The sequence below is a fragment of the Bacteroidia bacterium genome, from assembly GCA_019695265.1.
Classification (GTDB): domain Bacteria; phylum Bacteroidota; class Bacteroidia; order JAIBAJ01; family JAIBAJ01; genus JAIBAJ01.
Genome location: JAIBAJ010000008.1, coordinates 1 through 21,754, shown reverse-complemented (window position 1 = coordinate 21,754; position 21,754 = coordinate 1). Strand labels below are relative to the sequence as shown.

The 21,754-nt window shown below is 37.7% G+C and carries 22 protein-coding genes; 1 reads left to right on the top strand and 21 read right to left on the bottom strand.

The features are described from left to right. Positions 1 to 3: 3 nt before the first annotated feature. The 20 genes from K1X82_02655 to K1X82_02560 all read right to left on the bottom strand — a co-directional run bounded on the left by K1X82_02655 (position 4) and on the right by K1X82_02560 (position 18,562). Positions 4 to 3,609, bottom strand: coding sequence for a SprB repeat-containing protein (locus K1X82_02655; protein ID MBX7180987.1), 3,606 nt, complete (start codon positions 3,607 to 3,609; stop codon positions 4 to 6). A 34-nt stretch (positions 3,610 to 3,643) separates the two neighbouring features. Continuing rightward, the gene (locus K1X82_02650) at positions 3,644 to 3,991 is read right to left on the bottom strand and encodes a hypothetical protein (protein MBX7180986.1); all 348 of its coding nucleotides are present in this window, start codon (positions 3,989 to 3,991) and stop codon (positions 3,644 to 3,646) included. A 615-nt stretch (positions 3,992 to 4,606) separates the two neighbouring features. Then, positions 4,607 to 5,515, bottom strand: a complete 909-nt coding sequence (locus K1X82_02645) for a T9SS type A sorting domain-containing protein (GenBank protein ID MBX7180985.1) — start codon at positions 5,513 to 5,515, stop codon at positions 4,607 to 4,609. Positions 5,516 to 6,298: 783 nt separating this feature from the next. Further along, a complete protein-coding gene (locus K1X82_02640; protein MBX7180984.1) occupies positions 6,299 to 6,925 on the bottom strand; it encodes a YdeI/OmpD-associated family protein in 627 nt (208 codons plus the stop codon). Positions 6,926 to 6,979: 54 nt separating this feature from the next. Continuing rightward, positions 6,980 to 7,288, bottom strand: coding sequence for an MmcQ/YjbR family DNA-binding protein (locus tag K1X82_02635; GenBank protein ID MBX7180983.1), 309 nt, complete (start codon positions 7,286 to 7,288; stop codon positions 6,980 to 6,982). 10 nt (positions 7,289 to 7,298) lie between these two features. Further along, the gene (locus tag K1X82_02630) at positions 7,299 to 7,799 is read right to left on the bottom strand and encodes a hypothetical protein (GenBank protein ID MBX7180982.1); all 501 of its coding nucleotides are present in this window, start codon (positions 7,797 to 7,799) and stop codon (positions 7,299 to 7,301) included. A 309-nt stretch (positions 7,800 to 8,108) separates the two neighbouring features. Further along, positions 8,109 to 8,867: a subclass B1 metallo-beta-lactamase gene (gene bla / locus K1X82_02625; protein MBX7180981.1), complete on the bottom strand. Its 759-nt coding sequence runs from the start codon at positions 8,865 to 8,867 to the stop codon at positions 8,109 to 8,111. A gap of 167 nt (positions 8,868 to 9,034) precedes the next feature. Next, positions 9,035 to 9,499, bottom strand: a complete 465-nt coding sequence (locus tag K1X82_02620; GenBank protein ID MBX7180980.1) for an SRPBCC domain-containing protein — start codon at positions 9,497 to 9,499, stop codon at positions 9,035 to 9,037. A gap of 3 nt (positions 9,500 to 9,502) precedes the next feature. Beyond that, positions 9,503 to 11,449, bottom strand: a complete 1,947-nt coding sequence (locus tag K1X82_02615) for a flotillin family protein (GenBank protein MBX7180979.1) — start codon at positions 11,447 to 11,449, stop codon at positions 9,503 to 9,505. Positions 11,450 to 11,579: 130 nt separating this feature from the next. Further along, on the bottom strand, positions 11,580 to 12,131 hold the full coding sequence (locus K1X82_02610) for a GNAT family N-acetyltransferase (protein ID MBX7180978.1): 552 nt from the start codon (positions 12,129 to 12,131) through the stop codon (positions 11,580 to 11,582). 4 nt (positions 12,132 to 12,135) lie between these two features. Next, entirely contained in the window at positions 12,136 to 12,621 is a 486-nt protein-coding gene (locus tag K1X82_02605; GenBank protein MBX7180977.1) for a YdeI/OmpD-associated family protein, read from the bottom strand. 10 nt (positions 12,622 to 12,631) lie between these two features. After that, positions 12,632 to 13,033, bottom strand: coding sequence for a hypothetical protein (locus K1X82_02600; protein ID MBX7180976.1), 402 nt, complete (start codon positions 13,031 to 13,033; stop codon positions 12,632 to 12,634). Between the two features lie 32 nt (positions 13,034 to 13,065). Continuing rightward, a complete protein-coding gene (locus K1X82_02595) occupies positions 13,066 to 13,557 on the bottom strand; it encodes a hypothetical protein (protein MBX7180975.1) in 492 nt (163 codons plus the stop codon). Positions 13,558 to 13,576: 19 nt separating this feature from the next. After that, on the bottom strand, positions 13,577 to 14,386 hold the full coding sequence (locus tag K1X82_02590; protein MBX7180974.1) for a hypothetical protein: 810 nt from the start codon (positions 14,384 to 14,386) through the stop codon (positions 13,577 to 13,579). A gap of 63 nt (positions 14,387 to 14,449) precedes the next feature. Beyond that, on the bottom strand, positions 14,450 to 15,040 hold the full coding sequence (locus K1X82_02585) for a DUF1572 domain-containing protein (protein MBX7180973.1): 591 nt from the start codon (positions 15,038 to 15,040) through the stop codon (positions 14,450 to 14,452). Continuing rightward, the gene (locus tag K1X82_02580; protein ID MBX7180972.1) at positions 15,037 to 15,762 is read right to left on the bottom strand and encodes a carbon-nitrogen hydrolase family protein; all 726 of its coding nucleotides are present in this window, start codon (positions 15,760 to 15,762) and stop codon (positions 15,037 to 15,039) included. The genes K1X82_02585 and K1X82_02580 overlap by 4 nt, the downstream gene beginning before the upstream one ends. A gap of 144 nt (positions 15,763 to 15,906) precedes the next feature. Further along, complete coding sequence (locus K1X82_02575) at positions 15,907 to 16,362, bottom strand: hypothetical protein (GenBank protein MBX7180971.1); 456 nt, start codon at positions 16,360 to 16,362, stop codon at positions 15,907 to 15,909. A 537-nt stretch (positions 16,363 to 16,899) separates the two neighbouring features. Further along, positions 16,900 to 17,319, bottom strand: a complete 420-nt coding sequence (locus K1X82_02570; GenBank protein ID MBX7180970.1) for an SRPBCC family protein — start codon at positions 17,317 to 17,319, stop codon at positions 16,900 to 16,902. Between the two features lie 8 nt (positions 17,320 to 17,327). Next, positions 17,328 to 17,966 (bottom strand): hypothetical protein, encoded by a 639-nt coding sequence (locus tag K1X82_02565; GenBank protein MBX7180969.1) that lies wholly within the window; start codon positions 17,964 to 17,966, stop codon positions 17,328 to 17,330. A 5-nt stretch (positions 17,967 to 17,971) separates the two neighbouring features. Then, positions 17,972 to 18,562, bottom strand: a complete 591-nt coding sequence (locus K1X82_02560) for a DUF445 family protein (GenBank protein ID MBX7180968.1) — start codon at positions 18,560 to 18,562, stop codon at positions 17,972 to 17,974. Positions 18,563 to 19,102: 540 nt separating this feature from the next. Between K1X82_02560 and K1X82_02555 the strand changes: the two genes are divergently transcribed. Further along, positions 19,103 to 20,884: an alkaline phosphatase D family protein gene (locus K1X82_02555; protein ID MBX7180967.1), complete on the top strand. Its 1,782-nt coding sequence runs from the start codon at positions 19,103 to 19,105 to the stop codon at positions 20,882 to 20,884. 359 nt (positions 20,885 to 21,243) lie between these two features. Here K1X82_02555 and K1X82_02550 read toward each other — a convergent pair whose 3' ends face one another. Further along, a complete protein-coding gene (locus K1X82_02550; protein ID MBX7180966.1) occupies positions 21,244 to 21,612 on the bottom strand; it encodes a LytTR family transcriptional regulator in 369 nt (122 codons plus the stop codon). Positions 21,613 to 21,754: the final 142 nt, after the last annotated feature.

Sequence of the window (21,754 nt, the reverse complement as noted above, 5' to 3'; positions counted from 1 at the left end):
GGCTTAATTTTTAATGGTTTGTAATAATTGATTTTTTAATGATTTATTCTCTTTTTCAACTTCTAGGAGTCGCTCATTGAGGTCCAAAAGATACAAGAATAGTTCTTCCGTTTTTACAGTTAGGTTTTGAATATTTTGACCTAATGAAAAATGGCCTTTATCCTCCACTTCCTGAGCACTAGGATAACCCGGTAAATGCTTGTTCTCATTCAAGTATTTTTTTAATTCCTCTAAGCCTAACCTTTTATAGTTCTTGTCAAAAACATAATCACCCCAAGCCCCTTGCAACCTAACATCCAATTCTTCACAAATAATGGCCCCTCCAACACCTAAAGAAAATCCATACGGAACTTGGGTAGTTGAATTGATTGAAACTTTCCCGCTGGCATCGATTCTCAATCCTATTGCACTCGTTGATGCAGGTGCAATTACCAATCCTTTTCCTTGGGTATTTGCATTGCCACTCGACCAAATTATTCCGAAATCATTGGCATGAGATACATTATTATAACCACCTCCTGACAAATTAGGAATAAACCTTAAGGCGGAATTGTTGGATTCCAAGGTTAAAAAGGGAACATTCTGAGCCATGTTTTCCTGAATAAAGCAACTTTGCAAATAAGCTCTTCTGCCATGAATATCATAAGTAGTCAGGTCTCCATCAAACAATCCATTTCCTGCTACATGTAATTTACTGTTAGGATTATCCAAACCTATACCTACATTACCACAAAGTGTATAAATTTTATTGATTTCATCCTCCCATTGTGGTATTACGCTATATTGTGCAGAAATTGTAGTTCCGGTAGTTGTAACCGTTGCACAACCATCCTGATTAGAAGTCCAAGGCTGTTTGCTTATCTGACCTTGAGAATTAATACTTAAAAGGGACAAATCTGAAACCGAATTACCTGAAGAAACAGGCAAATTTGGAGCAACCAGGCTTCCTAAAAAATTGGTATTACCATTAAATACAGAATTACCCATCACCTCTAATTTAGCTTGTGGCATTTGAGTTCCAATACCTACATTTCCGTTGGCTTTTACTAGAATGGCATTTTCTCCATTTGTTTTAATTTGAAAATCAGCAAATTCCTGTGTACCAATTTCAGGACTAAAAATTTTGGCAGATTTTAATGAAACCGGAACCTCCACTTTGCCTTGAGTGGTTATTCTTAGCCCTTCCAATTGATTAGATTTTAATACCAATGGCAAACTATCAGTCGTGCCTAAAAACGCATCTTGCCCCAATAATTGGTTTCCATTAAATCCCCAACCATCTCTTGTTCTTGGCTTTTCTAACTGAATCCCAACTGCAGAAAGACATCCAAACTCATTTCTGGCAACCACCAAATAGTTCATATCAGGTGTATTTAATTGCATTGAATTTCCATCTCCAAGACTAGTCAATTGACTAAAATCAAATGAGGCAGGTAAAGCTACAACCTGCCGACTACTGGCTCCTTCCAATTGAGGCAATTGAGACATTACATGATTTACATCTTGGTACCAACTATATTGATTGCTTGTCCCATTTAAACTAGTTGCTGTGGCATTTGCATCACCACAAGTCTCACAACTAAAATGATAACCATTGGGATAGGTATCTACCGTTACAGCAAAATTTGCACTTTCAGGTGATTTAATTTCGGTATAAACCACTTGCTTACATCCCATAGAATCAATAATGGTCAATTCATAATAACCTCTGCCTAAATTTTCAATTATTGCCTGATGTTCATTCGTTACCACAGGTTGAAATTCAAAATCACCGGATTCCACTTTTAAATTTTTCATTTGAACAATAAATGGAGGAAATCCACCGGACATTTCAACTGAAATTTTACCATCTTGTTGATCACAACGAGTATGATATTCATTTGACAGAGTTATTGCATTTGCAGTTACCGACAATGGTGCCCATTGAGTTAAGGAATAATCTTGTTCAACTCGATCTCCATTCGCATCTACCACCACTAAATGATAAGAACCCAACCCTTCCATTTTAACTATATCTCCATATAAATCTGTTGTTTCACCTGCATTTCCCTGGTAATGCCACTCCAATTTGTATCCAGGTGTGCCACCGGTAACATAAGCAGTTAAAAAACCTTGGGGTGTTTCACAAGATTGATAGAACTGCGGATTTATTGTTACTGCAAGCTCGCCGGGTTGCTTTAACTCTATGCTGGTTGTATCTCTTTGTCCGGTTTGGAGGTCCTCTACTGAAAGAAAGTATTTTCCATTGCTTAAACCTGAAAAATTTCCATGATTTTGTACCAATTCTGTCTGATCTTGTATTTTCCTTGCTTTGTATTCATAATTTCCGCTCCCTCCTATGGCAGAAAAATTAATTTCTCCATCGTTTGCGTTTTCTTTAGAAATATGATATCCTGCATATAAACTGGTTCGAACACCTCCAATTCTCAATTCCGAAAGCTGCATCTGAACAATAGGACACAATTCACTAATTAATCCATCATTCACTGCCAAATGCACCTCACCTTGTCCGGAGCAACCATATGCATCTTGCATTTTAAACTGGTAGGTTTGTCCCATTTCAAGTCCATGCACATCGTATAATCCACCTGAGATTCCTACCAATGAATAAGGCTCAATCCCTCCAATTGCATTTAGGTATTGAAAATTTAAAGGAGCACAATTACACGATGGCGTATAGTTTGGATTGCATTCCAAATTTCTTCTTTCATAAAAAGGCCAGGGCGCCAATAAAACTAGATTTCCAGTTGTTTGACATCCTGCATCATTATAAACTTTATATCTGTAAGTACCAGGTCCAAGATTAGTCAATGAATCAACTCCTGCAAAATAATTGGTTTGTACTGATTCAATGGAATCTAAGCCGAAAATAGAATTCTCCTGGAAACTTCGTTCCACTTGGTCAACTTCCCAAAAAACCCGCTCTGATCCTGTAGGGTTTAATATATTTAAATGAATCCAGGCATTTTTATCATTGGCGCAATTCAAATGGAAGCCATGAGAATTTAGTGGAACAACTACCGGATTTACTTGTGGCGCCAAGGCTAACGGTATATTGATTTCGGTGGAAAACGAACATTGATTCCCATCTACTACCTGAACCGTATAATTGCCTTGGCCCAGGCCTTCTAATCGATTGCCAATAACAGGAAGTCCTTCCCATACCAATTGATATGGACCTACCCCACCTTGCATATTTACTTCAACTGTTCCATCATTTCCCGGATAACAGCCTGCAGCCCTGATTAAATTACTTGTTATCAAAATAGGAGCAGGTTGAAAAAGCTGAATAGTATCTGAAAAAGCCTCAAATCCTTGGTTCCTACCTTTGATCAAATACCTCCCTGCCCCCAAATTATTAAAGCCAAATGGCAAATCAACATTGGAATAACTACTAACCAATACTCCTTCCTTATACAATTCCAAATCCAATTGATTGGCTCCGAATGCTGCTACAAAAATTTTCCCATCCATAGCATTGTTGCATGATACATCATAGCCTCCGGCCAATTGAGCCTTTGTTGTAATTAATTGAAAACCATTTTGAGAAATACCTTGATAGCCCAATAATACCATGGCCATCGAAATTAAATAGTGTATATTTTTCATAAAAAAAGAATTAATAAATAATAAAAAGTCTGTCTTAACTCCTAGGTGCAGGAGGCAAAGTGCGTCCACCCCAGGTGTGTGGCAGGTACAGGCAATAAATGGCCCTGGAAGGAATAAACTCCAATCCCCCGATTATATCCCCACTCGATTCGTTGTTACTCGGATAATAACCAAGGATTTCTTCAGGCTCATGAACGATCCGAATTGGAAACACCTCCGCTCCGAAATTGTCCGAATAAGTCCTCCGATCATAATAGGTAGGGAACTCCTGATCTACAAATCGAAACTTCTGACTGTCTAAGGTAACATTTGAATTACTCCATGACTTCTTGGTAGAGAAAGACGATAAACCTTCCAAACCACCGTAATTGTTTTTTAGCATTTGTTAAAAATTTTAAAGGTTAGTAGTTAAAAAATTTGATGAAGCAAAAATTCAAAAAATGAAAAATTTCCATTCCATAAACTTTTTTAATTTTTCCGACATGATTTTATTTTAATTTTTCCATAAAATATTCTTTATCAAATATTTAAATATTAATTTTACCTTGAATTTTCATTATTATTTTTTGGTTTTTTTTGACACTTTTGACCTTATTATATTTTTATTATATTGATTTACAATATATTATGAATATTTTTTTTTGATTTTTATCTATACTTTTTTCAATGCGTTATCTATAAACTAGCATTTTATTTATACCAATAGACAATTTTAGCATATTAAATCAATTATTCAAAACTATTGATTTCTTAAAATTTTTTCGATTTTTTCACTACTATATTCATAAAGTTGGGGGTATTATTCCCTATTATCCTAACCTTATTTTCCCATTCCCGGCTTTTTCCAGTAAATGCCTTTCTTATAGTTCCACAATACCCAAATGGATTAGTATGTATCCTACCCGACTAGAACAATAAAATGCAATAGGAGGAATAGGAGCAATAGTTTATAACCAACCATAAAGTTCCTGAATTAATACCTGGAATAAAAATTTGCCTACTCCTTCACAAATCGTTCCCAAAGCAATATGCTTTTGCCGCTCCAAACCTGTATAAAATAAATTCCCGAAGGCAAATCGCTTACTTCGAGGTGGTTGGTATGAAGCCAGGAGGCCTCCACTTTTACAGGCATTCCCATGCCGGTATAGACCAAACAACGAAGCTGATTTCCTAAAACCGGCTTATTAAAATATAAATTGTCGCGAACCGGGTTGGGATACAAATTCTTCTTTTCATGCTCCGGCTTGATCTCCTGAACAGATAAAACCTGATCAGTAATACAAGTTGGCACATCTCCAAACAATTGATAAACATCCTGGTCTAATCCCTGGTTTTCAAAACATACTAAATACTGCCCACCTTCAAATCCGGCACTGAAATCACGAAATAGTCCCAAGCCATTACCAATTCCTTCAAAAAAAACAAATTCGTTATCTAAGCGATATTCCCTAAGTACATGAGCCCCAAACATAACAGAATTAATCTCAAGCACTTTGGCACCCAACGGATTGTAATAATACTTTAACGTATCGCCTTCCTGCATATCAAAATCACAATACAAACGTGGAACTTCCTGGTTTGGTAAAATGAAGTAAACCTTTTGTCCCTCTTGCCTGAAACACCCTCTGTATATGGTATTTTCGATTGGAACAATAGTGCTTGGATAAAAAACAGTGTCCTTGTTTTTGCTGTATAACTTCCTGAAATCCATGTTATACAAATTGGTATCCCCTTCAAAATAATTAACCAAATGCGAACGCTGGTAATAATCTGCCCCATAGTACAAACCAAATTCGTACCATTTATTGGTTGTATCACTCAACTCCAAGGTAGTTTGAGAATGGCAAATTTTTACACCTATTCCGTTTAGAAACATCAATAAAAACAAGCATTTCAGAAATTTCATCTCCTGCAAAACTAGAACAATTTCGCTCCATATTTACCTCAGCAACCGGAACTTATCAGCAGGTGACTTTTACTAGTTAGAATTTGCAAAAACACAGCAATCTACCCGTGTATTGGGGATTTCAGGGTCGGCTAAAAAGGTCAAACAAGACGAATTGCCTATTTTTTAAAATTCCTATTTTGCGGGCCCCCTCCGCCCTACTTTACTTTTTGCAAAATCCCCAAAATGTGCATGGGCGTTCGGGTCACGCTTTCGGCTGTAGTCCAAGCCCACTCCGCTAAACGCTGCGTTGGCTTGGAGCTACTTGCCTCTATCGTTGCCCGAGGCGCAACCTCAACCTGAAAGTTTTCTTCCAACCTATTTCTGTAGCTATTGATCCAGTGCAAAAGGGAAACATGGAATTCCAGGCAAGTTAAGATTACACCATGCAATCCAATAGAGCAAAAGACTATTTATTTTCCGGCTAATCATTGGTTTTAGTTTTTTTTTGCAGACCCTAAGTTTAGTTGGATACTACCGGAAGCAACAACGCTGGTTCAGCACCAACTAGTTCCTTGCACACTGGTTGGGTTTGGTCGGGGCAGGGATAGAGGCAAGTAGCTCAGCGTTACCCGCAGCCTTTTGGCGGAGGGTAACGCTGACTACAGCCGAAAGCCCGGCCATGAGCCTTACCAATGAAAGAAAAGGAAAAAAATCGTATGCGAATGGGCCCCCCTTATAATTTAAAAAATGAACAAAAAATGGCCCAAGGAAAAAGGCAGGAGTTAAAAATTGGAGAAAAAGCTAATCCATCATTCCCTTGCCACTTAGGATTTTGGGAACATATTTTTCAATTCTGGACATGCGGGTAGACGAATTTTTTGAACCGGTAAAATGCAGCAGATAAGCCCTTTGACGACCCTTAGTTAAAGCTTCAAAGGCAGCTTTTAATCCAGGAATTTTATCAAAACAGGCTAGTAATTCTTCCGGTTTTTCATGCTCTTCTGCTTTCTTAAATTCAACTTTCAATCCGGCATCTTCGGCTTGCATAGCTTCAAAAATATAAGCCTTCAACACATCATAATTTTCCTGTATAGAAGCCACTTTAGCAACTCTAAAAACCCTGGCAGATTGTGAATTTTCACCAGGGCTTTGAAGGATCTTAGCTTCATCCTTTAACAAAACACCTTTGATAAAACTGAGGACACAATTGGATTTAAAGGCACCCAGCATAAAAAGAATAGTTCCCTTGTAGGTGTAGGTTGGCGAGCCCCATTTAACCTCTTCGGTGAGACCACAATCCAAAAGTAACTTTCTGAAAAGCCTGAGTTCGTGTTGCCAGGTATGCACTTTACATTCAGGAGTTCCGGCCAATTCGCACCGACCACAACCACTTTCAAAATAGGTATTTATATCACGAGTAATTGCCATAAGCGGAAATAAAAAATAAAAGTTAATTTGTATGGAATCTTAGTTTTGATAGGTCTAAATTAAGGAATCCTGATAGGCTTGGTTCAATGCTTCCAAAAAAATATCTTCAGGTATGTTTGTTAATTCGAAGGTAGTCCAACCTTGTATTCCCCATTTGTTAGGAACAGGATAAACCATCCCTTTGCAAATAACTGAATAAACATCTTGATCCACATCAGACAGTTTCAGGTTGGCCGAATTGGACGGTTGATGGTAGGTGGCAAATATTCGTTTGGCAGAGGAAAAAGAAACACGGTCAAAGTGAGGCTTTTCTACCACATTTGGCAAGGAATAAACTACCGTTTTCAATTCTTCAAAATTCATATTATTTGAATTAGTTATCAAATGATTTAAATTCAGCAATGCCTTCACTCAAGAGTTCTTCCAGTTGCATTCTGGAGTTTCGGGAATGATTTCTATTTACTAAAAACATGGTTGAATAGAAAACGAAGAAGAAAATTGCCATACCTCCATAATATCCCCAGGAGTAACCTTTCTTGGCAGCTAGGTAGAAATTATTAATTAAAATAAGTAGCAAAACAAATGCATAAAGTCGATTGGCATAAAAACCAATTTCCCAGGTAGAACCTTTGTCATGATCAGCAACAAGTTTTCCATAAATTGTAGGGAAAGGCTGTTTAAGCAAGGCAGAACTTTTATCTAACAAACTGATTTTAAACGAATTGACACCTATTTCACCTTCAAAAAGGAAATTTTGCTGGTTATCGGAACCAAGTTCAGTAGTATGCTTTCGAAGTATCTGGAGTACCTTCTCGGATGAATGGGATAGATTCAAACGATAGGTTTGGGTTGGAAAAATGGAAAAATTAAACATGGAATCTGCGAAGTTCTAAATCAGGTTGAAATATCAAACTTTTTTTTGGGTAAAAGAGAGTGAAATGCCAAAATACAGGCATGTGAACGAAACATTGAAAATACCTCCACCCCAATTAATGGGCTAGGAATGAAAATGGAATATTGGAAGAAAAAAATGGGGAGGCCTTAATAGAATACCTTTTTCCGGTAAAATTCGTTCCTTTCAACTAATTTCATTTGAGCTTAAGCTTATTTTTGGGAGCATTCGTTTGGGGAAGTATAAATTTTCAAAAATCTTCCTTACTGAACCTCCAATAAAAACCGCCAATTACTTCTTAGGATTGGAGTGCAGATAACCATTCACCAAATTTAAGCTATGTTTTATAGCGACTTTTCCAGACCAATCCTGATGTCCGGGAATAACCCACTTTGCTTGTTTAAAACGATCCATGAGGTGAAGCAAGGTTCTTTCCCATTTTTTCACATCCGCATCTTCTAGGTTTCCAAGGTTTGTAGCTTCTACACTTTTAACGAGGCAACCGCCAAATAGCAGAGCCTGATCTTCGAACCAAATTACCAGGTTATCAGGGCTATGTCCGGGTCCTGGATAATGGACCAAAACCTTGACTCCTCCCCAAATAAATGTGGTATCCTGATCAAAATGGAACTCGGCTCTTGATTCCTTATTTTTAATACAGAGTTTATCGGTTAATTTACTGGTATAGGTAGCGATTCCTTTTTTTCGATAATAGGTAAGTCCGGCGGTACGATCATCATGGGAATGAGTGGAAACAATGGCTTTAACTGCGAGGTGGTGTTTTGCTTCAATGGAATCGAGTAAAGGTTGAAATTGGGTAGTATCCCAGGGAGTATCAATCATATATACACCATCTTTGGCAACCATGTAAAGTCCGTTAGCAGGAAAAGGGCTATCGCCAATTAAACGATAGCTTGTAAAAACATACAGGTTCTCAGTAACTTTGGAAATAGCAAGTCCAGGCACATCAACTTGTGCGAAACAAGGCCGTATCCAACTGAATATGAATACAATGCAAATTAGAAACCTGGCCTTTTTTAAATTTCGCATGCTTTTCAAAGGTAAAATGAAATTAATTCGAGGTACTCCTTCCGAAAAAAAAATGAGAATAGGAATCGGGCACAGCAACTATTCAATAAAAGCATCCATTCTATTGGAAATGCAATGCTGTGAAGACAAAAAAACAGGGATTTGCATACTTAAAAAACGAGCAGCTATTATCCTGGAATTTTAAATAGAATTGGGGTTAACCTTTGAAAATTCTCTTCATTTTTCTCAAGAATAAACGCTTTAAGAGCCTGACATTGTTCCGAAGAAAGAAACCTCATGCCGAAGATTAATTTCGACTTTTGTTCTTCCAACGGGACAAACTGCACATTCATTTGAAATTTGGGGTTGGAATGGTGATTCCATACCAATTTCTCATTGGGTTTAATTACCAGGAATTGACAATCATTTTGGTAGTTTGCTCCGTTAGGTCCATGCATGACGAAACTCCAATTTCCCATGGGTTTAAAGTCGAAAATATAAAAGGTATTGGTAAAACCATGAGGTCCCCACCATTGTTGAAGATATTCAGCATTTGAAAAAGCCGTATACAATCTATTGACGGAGAAGTTAAATTCGTGGATAGATTCAATTACACAATTGGAATCTACTGTTATTTCATAGTTTGGGAGCATTCCTTATTGATTTAAATCCGGACTACCGGTTGGATCGGTGGTCGTTTTAGGAGAGCCTTCCACTTTTTTATTAGGGTCCATCATTTCCATCAGCTTCAGGCCAAGCAAGCCATCCATTGCATTACCTTGGGAGTTATTACCACCAATTAATACATCCGGGATTAATTTGATATGACCTTTTGACAATTCTTCGGTGATTTTATACCTGGTAAAGTTATCTCCTCCCAGAGCTTTAACGGCTAATTCATAGGCTTGAGCGTTAGATTTACCAATGGCAGAAATTTTAGAAGCTTCGGCATTACCGGTCAAAGAGATCTTTTCTGCTTCGGCAGATGCTTTTAATTTAATGGCTTGGGATTCGGCTTCTGCACGCAATTTCGTAGATTCGGCCTCGGCATGAGCTCTCATTTTAGTAGATTCTGCTTCTGCACTTACAGCCAATTTCACACTTGCAGCATCTCCCTCTGCCTTTTTAACGGTAGCATTGGCTGTTCGTTCTGCGATTTCTACACTTTGCTGGGCTCTTACAATATCCTTTTGCATATCGGCAATAGCGGTTTCCTTTTCCATACCTTGCCTTGTTTCCTGAGCACGTTTTTGGGTATCGTAGGTAATTTTTTGTTCTTCGGCAATTTTACGATCGGTCAAGGTTTTCATTAAGGTTTCAGGAGGAACAATGTCTCCGATTAAGGTATCAACTGCATTCACGTTATATTCATCCAAAACCTTTTTAATATGGGCTTTTGCAGAATCTTGTCTTTCCTTCCTTGTACTCAAAAATGCAATGACATCGCTATCCTGTGCCGAATTTCTAAAATAATTCCCAATGGTTGGTTCTAATACCTGCGAAACCAAATTTACCATATTACCAAATCGTGCTATAACTTTTGGAGCTTCGATGGATGGAACATGAATAATCTGTGCAACATCTAAATTAAAAGGGAAGCCATCTTTAGACCGAACAGTGATAGTGGACAAATTTTTATCCAAGTTATGTGCTTCACTGCGTGCAGATGCCCAATTCAGAACGAGGTTCGTAGTTGGCACCAACTCCACTTTCATAGTGTATTTATTGATAGGATATTTACCGGGTCCGAGTGGTTCCATCCAAACACCTTTGCTACCGCGTTCAACTATATTACCATGGGTAAATTCCTTACCGGTTAAGTCTGCCCCATCCTTACCTACGAAGGATATAACCACCCCTACATAACCAATAGGGATTTCGGTCATTGGGGTTTCTTCAATTTGAATTGCCCAAGGATTTAAATTGTATGAGCCGGCCAAAATTACCTGAGGTTGCAAACCTCTGTTACCTCCATTTTTTATAAAAGCATCAAAATCTTGAAAATTATTATGACCATCAACCAATTTTCCTGCAATTTGCCCTTGTTCAACCGGCATTCCGTCCAAGGTTGTTACAATCCCAACCCTGCTTTCCTGAATCCGAATCATTTCTGAAATAGATACCTGGAACAACATCGTATTTATCCGATAAGAACCGGCTGTTATATAGGTTGTTTGCCGACCTCGTTGTCCACCATTTTGAAGAAATTTACCTGCATCCTGAAAATTATCACATTCTACCTTCTGTCCAAGTATATTACCAGTTGGAATTTCCGCTCCGTCTTTGGCCAAAACCAAACCAATTTTACCTTCAGGTATGATGGTAAATTGTTCCATGGTTATTTCGTATTGCCAAAACCACATACCAAAGTATAAACCGGGTGCTAATGTATTGGCCTGAAAACCTGCTTCTCCGTTAGTTGCAATGATTCGTCCACCGGGCAATTCTTTATTCGGGCCAAACAAGACAAATTTCTTGGTTACCAAACCAATTCTATCCTCAGGAACAATAACCATTCCCATTATAAATCGAAGAATGTATTTGTATAATACTAAACATAAAACCAATAGTATTATCCAACCATAAGAAAGAAGAAAGCCCATTTGAAAAAAATTAAGAATTAAAAAAATAAGAGGAAATTACATATTTATGCATGCAATTACCTTCCAAAAATACAAGGGTTTATATACCAATTCAGAAGAGTTGAAAACTTTTTCAGAACAAAAAACTTCGTTATTTTTGTCTTACATTCCTCAATTCCCAGTTTGGTCTGAGTAAACAATAAGAATCAGAATCTTCAAATATTCCATTCACACAATAATCCTCTTTCAACCTACCTTCCAATTCAAACCCATTTTTCTTCAACAACTTAAAGGAGGGCAGGTTATTGGGATCTATTAATGCTTGAATTCGATGCAAATCCAGTTTCAAAAATCCAAATTCAATTATTTCCTTCAATGCTTCGCCCATATACCCTTTGTTTTTAAATGCATCCTGATGAAGTTTATAATACAGTTCAGCCTTTTTGTGAAAGGTATTCCAGGTATGAAAACCACATTCACCAATTGCTCTTCCATCTTCTTTCCGTTGTATAACAAAAAAGAATTGAGAAATCCGAAAGGTTGCTCCTCCTTTTTCATGTATTTCCTTATAAAAATCAAATCCGTCGCCTTCTACTCCAAAAAACACCATCAACTCTTGATCGGTATGGTTTCTAAAAAGTGTATGAAAGGTTGAAATATCAATGCCTTTCAAGAGAAGTCTGGATGTTTCAATTTCTATCATGAGATTACTCAGGTTTAGCTCGTCCTACGAATCTACCTTGTCCCTTGAGAAAGGCAATGGCTTTTTCCAAATTTTTTTGAATGGATTGCTCCGATTTTAATCTGGCGATATACCTAACAATTTCTTTTTGCCTGGAAGGGGATAATTTTTCAAAAATCAATTTGGCATCCGGATTTTGATCCAAGGCCTGTTTTAACTGTTCCGGACATGCGATGCTTCGGTCTGATGGGTCAAAATCAATCATCAACTTCACTGTTTCCCCAATTCGTTTAGGAGAATTCTTCAGCATAGCAGTATTTATATACAACCGCCATTCGCCGTCAAACCTGACCAAGGTCTGTTGAAAATCTTTACCGTTAATTTGACCTGAAATTGGAATACTGCCTTTTCTTTTGCCGGATTTCAAGAACAAATTCTCCAAAATCAATTCAGGGACGAAAACAAAGGGATTTACTCCAATTAAATGAATTACGGCTTCAAATCTATACACTTACCAAAGTTTATTTTGCACGCATTTTATTTCCTTTGGGTTCGTGGGTTAGTTCCGCTAATCCAAGAGCTTCCATTAATGGGGGAATGTACATTCCAAACCTTCCTCTTAAGCCTTTCTTTAATCCATACCATCCTCCAACCGGGTTTTCCGGAGACCTACCCCATGCTTCTACGGTACCTTCTTTAGCAGGTTTTTGTTCGTCTGCACTACCTAATTCCATCCAATCTCCATGCTTTTTCAACATGGCATGCAAATCTTGCAAGCACTGTATATTGTAATGGAGTACCGTTTTCCCTACTGTACAAACTAAAATTTCCTTTCCATCTTTGCTTTCTACATGCATGGTGTATTCAGAACTTAACGGAGGGGTTTTCAAAACCATCGGAGAATCTTTCGAACCAATTATCATTTTTTGCATATTTTTTTTTCGAAAATAAAGAATTAATTGGTCCGATTTTTTTCCAATAATATTGTCCATTTATAGCACAAATAAAGTGGAATGAATCCGAAAACTCCAAACGAACAATCAATTAATGTCCAAAACCAAGGTATTCCTCGAATTGGGCCGCAGATAAAGGCAAGCGGGAAAACCATTACACAGGCAATCATCCCAAATTGATATACCCAATTATTTCGGACAGGATCTTTTAAAGGCCCTATAAAAACAACCGCAATAACTAAATGAGCAAAAGCCAACCAATCTGTTCCGTAAGACATAAAGGGATACTTTTGGTTAGTTTCCTTTACAGCCAAATAAATCTTATTAAACCAAGCTTGAAACAAATCCGGGAAAAAACTAATAATGTTTGCTCCAAAATCTAATTGAGATTCAATTGGAAATGCCGTTAATCCGCTTAAAACTAATCCAACCATAAATAGAATGGTAAAAACTCTAATTTTCCGTTCGAGTGCTTGCCTTTCAATGGATTCCATACTCTACAATTTAATTGCTTTAATAAACTTGTTTTGCTTTTTCGGGTTTCTTTAGGCTAATCCAAAACAAATGTAGTGGCTCGTTATTATCAATTTCCCCGTTTTTATTCTTGTCCCTTCTGGCAAACAAAAACATCACATCATTTCCAGGATCATAATCTGATCGAATAACTGAAAAGTCATCCGGTAGCAACCTGGTTACCTGGGAACCATTTGCATCAAACCAATAGAAATGACGTAAATCCTTCTTATTTAACAAGGTATCCTTATTCGTATCTTCATCATACACCGAAACTAAATAATAATCCCTATTTACAGGCTTTTTATCAATGGAATCCTGCACAAATGAAGGATAGTATAAGGATTTTATCAAGACCGGTTTCTTAAACAATAGGTTTTGTTTTTCTGTCAGAAAATCATAATGTGCAATATTGACCAGGTTGAAGCCATATAGCACATCAATTCCAGGCATAAAATGCTCATTATTTTCTTCGGAATATCCGGTTTCACCGGAGGAGTAAAAGGAACCGGAACGGGAGTTCTTTACCTTCATTTTCTTATAAATACTTACCAATCGATGTTGGGGCAATCCGGTAAGAACAACAGAACTTGGATAGGTTGCCGTATCATTCATAATCATGGTGTTTGTAAGCTCATTACCTGCACTATCTAACATCGCTGTTTCATCGTCAGGATTCACGCTAAGTTGCTCATCTTTGGTAAGTTCACCTTTATTTCTACAAGCGCATAGGAAAATTACCATTAGTCCAATTCCCCATACCAATTTTCTAAGATGAATAATGGATTGCATCGAAAAAGTTTTATTCATTTGGTCGATAGTTTTTTTTTCATTCTCAATTTTTCTCCGGGTATTTATTGATTCCTTAAAGCATCATTGGTTTTCTGCCTTATTGATGTTTTCAGGTAAAGATTCTCCGGTAAAATGATCCTGATTTAAAGGTTTAGAAAATTTCTCCACATTGTAATTTTTCGAATTTCCTTTGGGAATCGATAAGCTCTCCCATTCCTTTCCTACCAACATCTTACCAAGAAAAACCATCTGACCAACATGATACGAGTAATGTGCCAATTGCCTGTGAACAGCTTCCATGACTGTTTGTCCCTGGTTTCGGATATATACAACCTTATCCAAATCTTCTTCCCTTAAGGTTGAAATTGCAGAAAACAAACACATCCACCCTTCTTCCCATTTGTTTAATAACTCTTCTTTTGAATGGTGATTATTCTCAAATTCTGAAACCCGATCCCTCCATTCCTTTTCTCCATCGGAGGTCAAAAAGTCAGTCCATCTTGACAACATATTTCCATGCAGATGATAAACCAAGGTTGCCAGGCTATTACTCTCTGAATTTGGTTGCCAAAAAAGTTGTTCATCTGTAACTCTGCTTAAGGTTTTATCACCCAATGATTTATAATATTCAAAGAGCTTTCTAATCCCCAATATGTTATCTATTTGTTTCATTGTGATTTACTTACAGTGGAGTTTCTCACATCCCAAATTAACAGTCCTTCATTCATGGAATCCAAACTACCCAATTTACTACCATCTAAACTCCAAACTGTAGATTGACCCATACTTTGAAATCCGGAATTGGGACCCAAGGCATTTACCATTCCAACATTTAAACCTAATTGGGCCGCCATTTCAGGAAAATAGCTTTTGGCCCTGCTTATTCCGGTATCTGCTTTTGCTACACTTGACAAATAAATGGTAGCTCCATTCAATTTAGCTTGCTTAGAGTGATCCTCTAATAAAGATTCATAACAAATGGCCGGTGCAATTTTATGATTGCCCCATTCTAAAAGCAAGTCAGAATCGCCTTCCTCGAAATATGGCAATTCGTCGGAATGTAGTCTTTGCTTGGAATAAATCTTAATAGGATTATGAGGCATTATGACAAACATGGAAATTCTAGGTTTCTCCTTACCCGGAGAAGGCATACCAATACAGGCAATCATACCTGTTCTATTACTGAATAACTGAAAGGAATTCCAAATTTCCGATAAGGTATTTGAAACATGTTCTCGTGCTATTCGTGGCTCATATCCCATAAGAGACAATTCAGGAAAGCAAACTAAATCAACACCATTATCATCTGCCATTTGAAAATATTTCAGATGCAATTGGATGTTGTGGTCAATATCTCCAACTTTCGACTGAATTTGAGCCAGCCCTATTTTCATAAAATATATTTATTTCTTACTAACAAAGAAACACTAAAAATGAATAGTAATGCATATTCCATCTTCCTGTATCGAAACACAAGGTGGATTTTATTAAAATTTACCAAAATTTAAGGCTATTTCCTTTTAATCTGCATTATCTGTCTACATACCAATACTGTCAAACCTAATCTCGGGATGACGGATTTGTCCTCCGGTAAGTCCGGTTTGGTATGAAAAATAAAAAGAAAGTAAGGCCAATAACAAGGCCAACATGGTCAATATATTGCTAAAGGACTTTTCTTTCCAATTGGCCCATAAAGCTATGATTGAAATAAGAGCCAACAAATTATTAACTATAGTAAATGGCTTTGCAGCTTCTTCATGCTTCTCAATTAATTCATGGCTAATGCTTAAGTCTGTTTTTAAAGCATGTTCTGCCCCTTCGCCTGATTCATGGGCTAAAAAAGTGCAAAGACCACCAAGAATAAAAATCCCTAAGGCCATTCGGGTAACCGGATTGGATTTAAACTTGAAATTCACTACCATAACCAAAAGTCCAACAAAAGGTATCAAAATGGGAAGGTGGTTAAACAAAAGGTGGTAATGCGGATTATCCATAGGTGGAATTTTGAATTTGGTTTAGTCAAAAGTAAGGGATCTGTTCTAAAATCTAAAATCAGTATTGAGCTTTTTTTCAACCTTGTCATCCTTCAAAGTGGAATCCTTCTGTGTTAAGCGAAGATGAAAAAAGTGCCATTCGAATACAATTGCCTATTATTCTACTCTTTACACTTTATTGCTTCTGAAAGACACTTCTCTTGTTAGCATCCTTGATTTAAGTCAATAGAAATTTATCCTGAGTTTGAAAAAGTTCCCCTTGCAGAAACCTAATAGATACCATACTAAGTTTGATTAGCAAGCACACGAATAGATACCGTCTCGGGCAACGATAGAGGCAAGTAGCTCCAAGACAACGAAGCGATTAAGCGGAGTGGGCTTGGACTACAGCCGAAAGCGTGACCCGAACGCCCGTGCAAGTTTTTGGGGCATGCAAATTAGTATGTTGGGCGGAGGGGGCCCGCATACAATAAATTTATAAAAAATAGACCTTCATCCCGGCAGAATTTTTCAGCTTACTTTAACTACCCAATTGCCTTATCCTTGCGACTCCGCATAGGTTTTAAAATTAGTTAGTATGCTTAACCAGCCTCCGCGTTGCATCTCCAATGGATTCTGATTCTCCGGCTCAAAAAATTCGGTAATCTTTACCCCATTTTCCACCGGCTCTATGACTATCCTAACTTTTCTACCATCTCCCAAGGTATATGCCACAAGCTTATGTGGTTCAACTTCTGTAAAAGTTCCGCCGAAATCAAACCCGAAACTTCCATCTTTTGCCTCCATGCGATAGGTGAAATTTCCGCCTACTCTAAGGTCATTCACGGCAAACGGACAATGCCATTCCGGAATAGCAAAATTCCAATTCATAATATGCTTGGATTCTGTCCAATAGCTCCATACTTTCTCCGGAGTTAATCCAATTTCTACTTCAATTTCAATAAAATTTGTGCTCATATAGGGTATTAAATCGAATTAAAATAATCTATCCATTGTGAATTTTTGTACAAGGTCGACCTCAAAATCTTTCCTTTTAAACCGGGTTCTACCAATAACAAGGTTCGTTTCAAACTCTCATAGGTAGGTTTAGGCAATTTGTTACTAAAGGTAATACTTCGAATGCAATCCAACTGTATCGGAATATCCAGCACCGATGTTTGATCTAAATCGGATACAACCAGAATACGGTATTCATTCTCCGGCTTAAATGGCAATCGTTTAACAAAAGGTAATTGTGCTATTGGAAAATTAGCATTTTGAGTCAATTCATTTACCTTCATATACTTGGTTTCGCCATGCAAAACACCCTTATTTTGCTCCAATTCAGCTATTAACTGATTATACCTGAACTCAATTTTGCAACCACCCGGTCCATTAGCAAATGCATTCCAATGATGTATAGTCTCATGGCGGTGGGTTAAACACAAAGCATAAATACTTTTGGCACCCACTTTTTCCTTGTAAACCTGCATGGTTGCCCGGTCGTTGTAATCCTCCCACAATTCAGGATTAACCAAGGTCAACACCTTTCTATTAACCAAATCAAACACAAAAGGAACCGATGTAAACCTGTTTAATTTAAGGTATTCGTATTCATTTTCCATCTGCACTAAATACTCAAAATGGCCAGTTGTACCAAACCTACTGTAAACCCTAATACTCCGCCTACTATGCTTAGCAAGGCAAACTCTTTTTTCATAATTCCATTAATTATTACTTCAAAATGCATAGGGTCCATCGTCGATATTTTCTCTCCAACCATTCGTTCAATATTTAACTCACCTTCCAAATTATCCGTATATTTCTGAATAATTTCAGGAGTAAATTTCTCAACTTCCAATATTAAATCTTCACGAATTCCTTGACGTTGATGATGGCCAAAAAACCAGGATGTAATTGGATAATTTGAAGGGAATGTATGACATAAGTAATCATTAATCTTCTCATCAATATGCATTTTTATATCATTCAACTGCTCCGGACTATTCAATTTAGTACGTATATCATTGAATGAAATTAATTCTGCCGATACCATTTTGGCAATTTGTTGAGCTACTTCCTGCTGCCTTTTCGGAAAAATTCCCTGCAATTCGAAAAAATAAAAATTAATCGGCTTTTGAGGATAAAACATCAATTTAAGAGCAATCCAGTTGGTTAACCACCCTACAAAGGCAGCAATAAAGGGCAATGAATATAGCATTCCGAAGGCGTTAGGTAAAACAGTTGATAAATGTAAACGACATAGTCTTGCTTTGGTTTCGTTGCCACCCAAAGGTTTTCCACAACCGAGCATTACCGAAATGTTAATAAAACGTTTCCTCCAAATCAAGGTTCGGTGACCTCCGCTTTCTTAGAGTTTGATTTTTTGGCGGGTCCCATTCGCACCCGGCATCTTCCATTTTCCCAAGAACGGCAAGGCTCATGGTCGGGCTATCGGCTGTAGTCCTCGGCCCACTTGGCTAACGCCGCGTGTGCCTGTGGGCTACTTGCCTCTATCCCTACCCGACCCCAACCCAACATTCTGCAATGCTCCAATTGGTCATTTTATAAAATAGAGTTCTAAGTTTTTTTCTTCCATTTACCCGGACAGGCTGCATTCTCCCAACAAGTAGGTCCGGAAATAGAATATGCTGGCGAGTTTAATTTGCAATCTTAAGTTATTACTAATTTCTTCATTTCCTGTATCCGGATCCTTCTGTTTTCCTATCTTCACCTTTCCAACTGTTTACCAAATACCTGTATGAAGCACTTCACTAACCTGCTTACCTTTCTTTTCCTTTTTTCATTTTTACCTTCTTCCAAATCACAGTTCATAAGCCATGGTCCTGTCTTTGGTGGGGTGACCGACCATTCCATACGGGTATACATTCGCACAGCTTCTGCACAGGCTTTTACCATTGAATATGGCATCGATTCCCTTTTTTCATCCTTTAACACCTGGTCCGATGCTACCGATAGTCTGCTCGACTATTCTAAAATTGTTACCCTTTCTGATTTGCAATCCAATACCAACTATTTCTTCCGCTTTCGTTTCGATTCACAAATCGATTCACGGATTGGAAGTTGCAAAACTTTTCCGATGGAGGGAAGTAAAACTTATTTGAAGTTTACTACCGGCAGCTGCCAGGAAACCGCTAATATGAAGGTTTTCGATGTTATGAAAGCTCATCGTCCGAATTTATTTATTCATACAGGGGACTTTACTTACCCCAGTTACCAACTTGATAACTCCTATCCGGCAGTATACAGCCAGGTGCAAAAATCGTGGCGTAGGAAATACAATGAAAACCGAACCAAAGAAATGTTATGGTCGGTTCCCATCGATTATATCAACGACGATGACGATGGTTGGGGCTCTGCAAAATACAAAAACACCTACTACACCTTCGACTCCATAAACGGTCACTTGGTTAATTTTATTCTCACTGATAGCATCCCGGAAATTCACCGCACCAACGTCAAAAAAGCATACGTAGAATATTTCCCCGGCTATGAATTACCCGACACTTCCGTGGCATTATACCATTCTTTTAAGGTTGGAAATTGCGAATTCTTTTTCCTCGACACTCGAAACGACAAAGATGCCGAAGCCGATGCATTTGTTTACAATCCCGACAGCAACTTATGGAGCTTTGTTCCTGACACCGGCCATCGAATCATCAGCCAGGCTCAGATGGATTGGCTTAAAACCGGTTTGCTTCAATCTACTGCAGATTGGAAATTTATTGCCGGTGGAGTTCCTTTTAATAAAAGTATGCGTCGTTTGATTGAAATTGGAATTAGATTACAATCCTATACCTTCCAATTATCGTCTCAAGGAATTAACAGCACCGGAATGCATTTGGCCTTGGCCTTTGCCGGTTATTGGCCGGGTTACCCAACCAGCCAAACCGAATTGCTGGATTTCATTGAAAACAACCACCTGCATGACGTTTTATTTATTTCGGGCGATACTCACCACAATGTGATGGATGATGGAACAAACTCCGGTATTCCGGAAATTAACGCAAGCGGATTAAGCGTAACCAATACCAGCTTGGCTTATTACCTCAATCTTTATGCCCCGGTTTTTGGCCAACCATCCTTACAAGATTCCTTGTGGAACCAAGGGGGAAATGGACTTGGTAATATGAATTTCAAAAATGCTTTTGGAGAAATCCAGGTTTTTGGGAGCGACTCGGTTCAATTATGTGTAATTGATGAAGACGATATTGCCCTGAGTTGCTTCACTTCTATACACTCTTCCATACTTGGAAATAAACCAATTCAGACTTTTAGCAATGAGGTTCAACTATTTCCGGTACCAAGCCTGGATCAAGTATTTATCGAATTACCATTCAACTACAACACCAAAGAATTAGTTAAAGTTCAGTTGTTTGACTTAGAAGGCAAACTTCTTCAACAATGGCAAGAACAAAGCGGCCTGCTTATGATTTCAACTCAATCACTTACTCCCGGATATTACCTCGTACAAATTTCTTGTAACGGAGATTCTTGGAATAAGAAACTGCTGAAAGAATAAGCAGGCCGAATTCTGAATGGAAAAACTATTTCTTAATAATTATTCTAAGATTTTTGATTTTTCCGTACTCCAAAATGTTTGTTGATCCTGTTTTCATCTGCTATTTATAAATGGTTAATTACTTTGTTTCAATTTTGATGATACAAAGGTGGATGCAATCTGGCTTATGAAAAATAATTTGAGGTAAACAGGAAAAAAGTTGAGGCGAAAAATAAAATGTATCGATAAACGACCACTTATTTGATACTATTTCCCAATTTCCCTATAGAAAACTTAGCAAAGAACCGGAATAATAAAGTTAATCCCTCGCCTTTATTGCATTTGAAAACTTCAATGCGATTTCTAATATAGTATTGGGGTTAAAGCGACCGGGAACTCCCAGAAAATAATTTCATGAACTCCTCCTCATAACTGTTTCCAATAGGAAATTCCTTTTGTTCTAAAAAAACAGTTTTGTTTCGAACATGCTGAATTTTTTCAAAGGGCACTATGTAGGAACGGTGTATACGAACAAATTCTGAAGATGGCAATTTTTCCAAAATAGCTTTCATGGTCATTCGAACCACTACCGGTTTCTTATCCTTTAATTGAATTTTCAAATAATCATCCAAACCTTCAATCCATTGAATCTCACTTAGCTCTATTTTTTGCAAACTATAATCTGCTCTGAGGTAGATATAAGTCTCATTCTTTAAAACCTTTTTCGTTCTCAATTGGCAGGCGTCCAATACCTTTTGTGTTGCTCTCCTGACTTCCGCGTTTTAACACCCAAAATCAAAAATGGTATTTAATTGCCTTTGTTCATCTGTTAGAAGTAGTGTTTTGGTCAAAGTTTTACCTGTTTGAGGTAAACTGATGGTAATTTCCATA

What these genes read in the sequence shown, in the direction of transcription:
- K1X82_02655 (MBX7180987.1), bottom strand. Translation starts at nt 3,609, where the DNA reads ATGAAAAATATACACTATTTAATTTCGATGGCCATGGTATTATTGGGC.
- K1X82_02650 (MBX7180986.1), bottom strand. Translation starts at nt 3,991, where the DNA reads ATGCTAAAAAACAATTACGGTGGTTTGGAAGGTTTATCGTCTTTCTCT.
- K1X82_02645 (MBX7180985.1), bottom strand. Translation starts at nt 5,515, where the DNA reads ATGAAATTTCTGAAATGCTTGTTTTTATTGATGTTTCTAAACGGAATA.
- K1X82_02640 (MBX7180984.1), bottom strand. Translation starts at nt 6,925, where the DNA reads ATGGCAATTACTCGTGATATAAATACCTATTTTGAAAGTGGTTGTGGT.
- K1X82_02635 (MBX7180983.1), bottom strand. Translation starts at nt 7,288, where the DNA reads ATGAATTTTGAAGAATTGAAAACGGTAGTTTATTCCTTGCCAAATGTG.
- K1X82_02630 (MBX7180982.1), bottom strand. Translation starts at nt 7,799, where the DNA reads ATGTTTAATTTTTCCATTTTTCCAACCCAAACCTATCGTTTGAATCTA.
- bla (MBX7180981.1), bottom strand. Translation starts at nt 8,867, where the DNA reads ATGCGAAATTTAAAAAAGGCCAGGTTTCTAATTTGCATTGTATTCATA.
- K1X82_02620 (MBX7180980.1), bottom strand. Translation starts at nt 9,499, where the DNA reads ATGCTCCCAAACTATGAAATAACAGTAGATTCCAATTGTGTAATTGAA.
- K1X82_02615 (MBX7180979.1), bottom strand. Translation starts at nt 11,449, where the DNA reads ATGGGCTTTCTTCTTTCTTATGGTTGGATAATACTATTGGTTTTATGT.
- K1X82_02610 (MBX7180978.1), bottom strand. Translation starts at nt 12,131, where the DNA reads ATGATAGAAATTGAAACATCCAGACTTCTCTTGAAAGGCATTGATATT.
- K1X82_02600 (MBX7180976.1), bottom strand. Translation starts at nt 13,033, where the DNA reads ATGATAATTGGTTCGAAAGATTCTCCGATGGTTTTGAAAACCCCTCCG.
- K1X82_02595 (MBX7180975.1), bottom strand. Translation starts at nt 13,557, where the DNA reads ATGGAATCCATTGAAAGGCAAGCACTCGAACGGAAAATTAGAGTTTTT.
- K1X82_02590 (MBX7180974.1), bottom strand. Translation starts at nt 14,386, where the DNA reads ATGAATAAAACTTTTTCGATGCAATCCATTATTCATCTTAGAAAATTG.
- K1X82_02585 (MBX7180973.1), bottom strand. Translation starts at nt 15,040, where the DNA reads ATGAAACAAATAGATAACATATTGGGGATTAGAAAGCTCTTTGAATAT.
- K1X82_02580 (MBX7180972.1), bottom strand. Translation starts at nt 15,762, where the DNA reads ATGAAAATAGGGCTGGCTCAAATTCAGTCGAAAGTTGGAGATATTGAC.
- K1X82_02575 (MBX7180971.1), bottom strand. Translation starts at nt 16,362, where the DNA reads ATGGATAATCCGCATTACCACCTTTTGTTTAACCACCTTCCCATTTTG.
- K1X82_02570 (MBX7180970.1), bottom strand. Translation starts at nt 17,319, where the DNA reads ATGAGCACAAATTTTATTGAAATTGAAGTAGAAATTGGATTAACTCCG.
- K1X82_02565 (MBX7180969.1), bottom strand. Translation starts at nt 17,966, where the DNA reads ATGGAAAATGAATACGAATACCTTAAATTAAACAGGTTTACATCGGTT.
- K1X82_02560 (MBX7180968.1), bottom strand. Translation starts at nt 18,562, where the DNA reads ATGCTATATTCATTGCCCTTTATTGCTGCCTTTGTAGGGTGGTTAACC.
- K1X82_02555 (MBX7180967.1), top strand. Translation starts at nt 19,103, where the DNA reads ATGAAGCACTTCACTAACCTGCTTACCTTTCTTTTCCTTTTTTCATTT.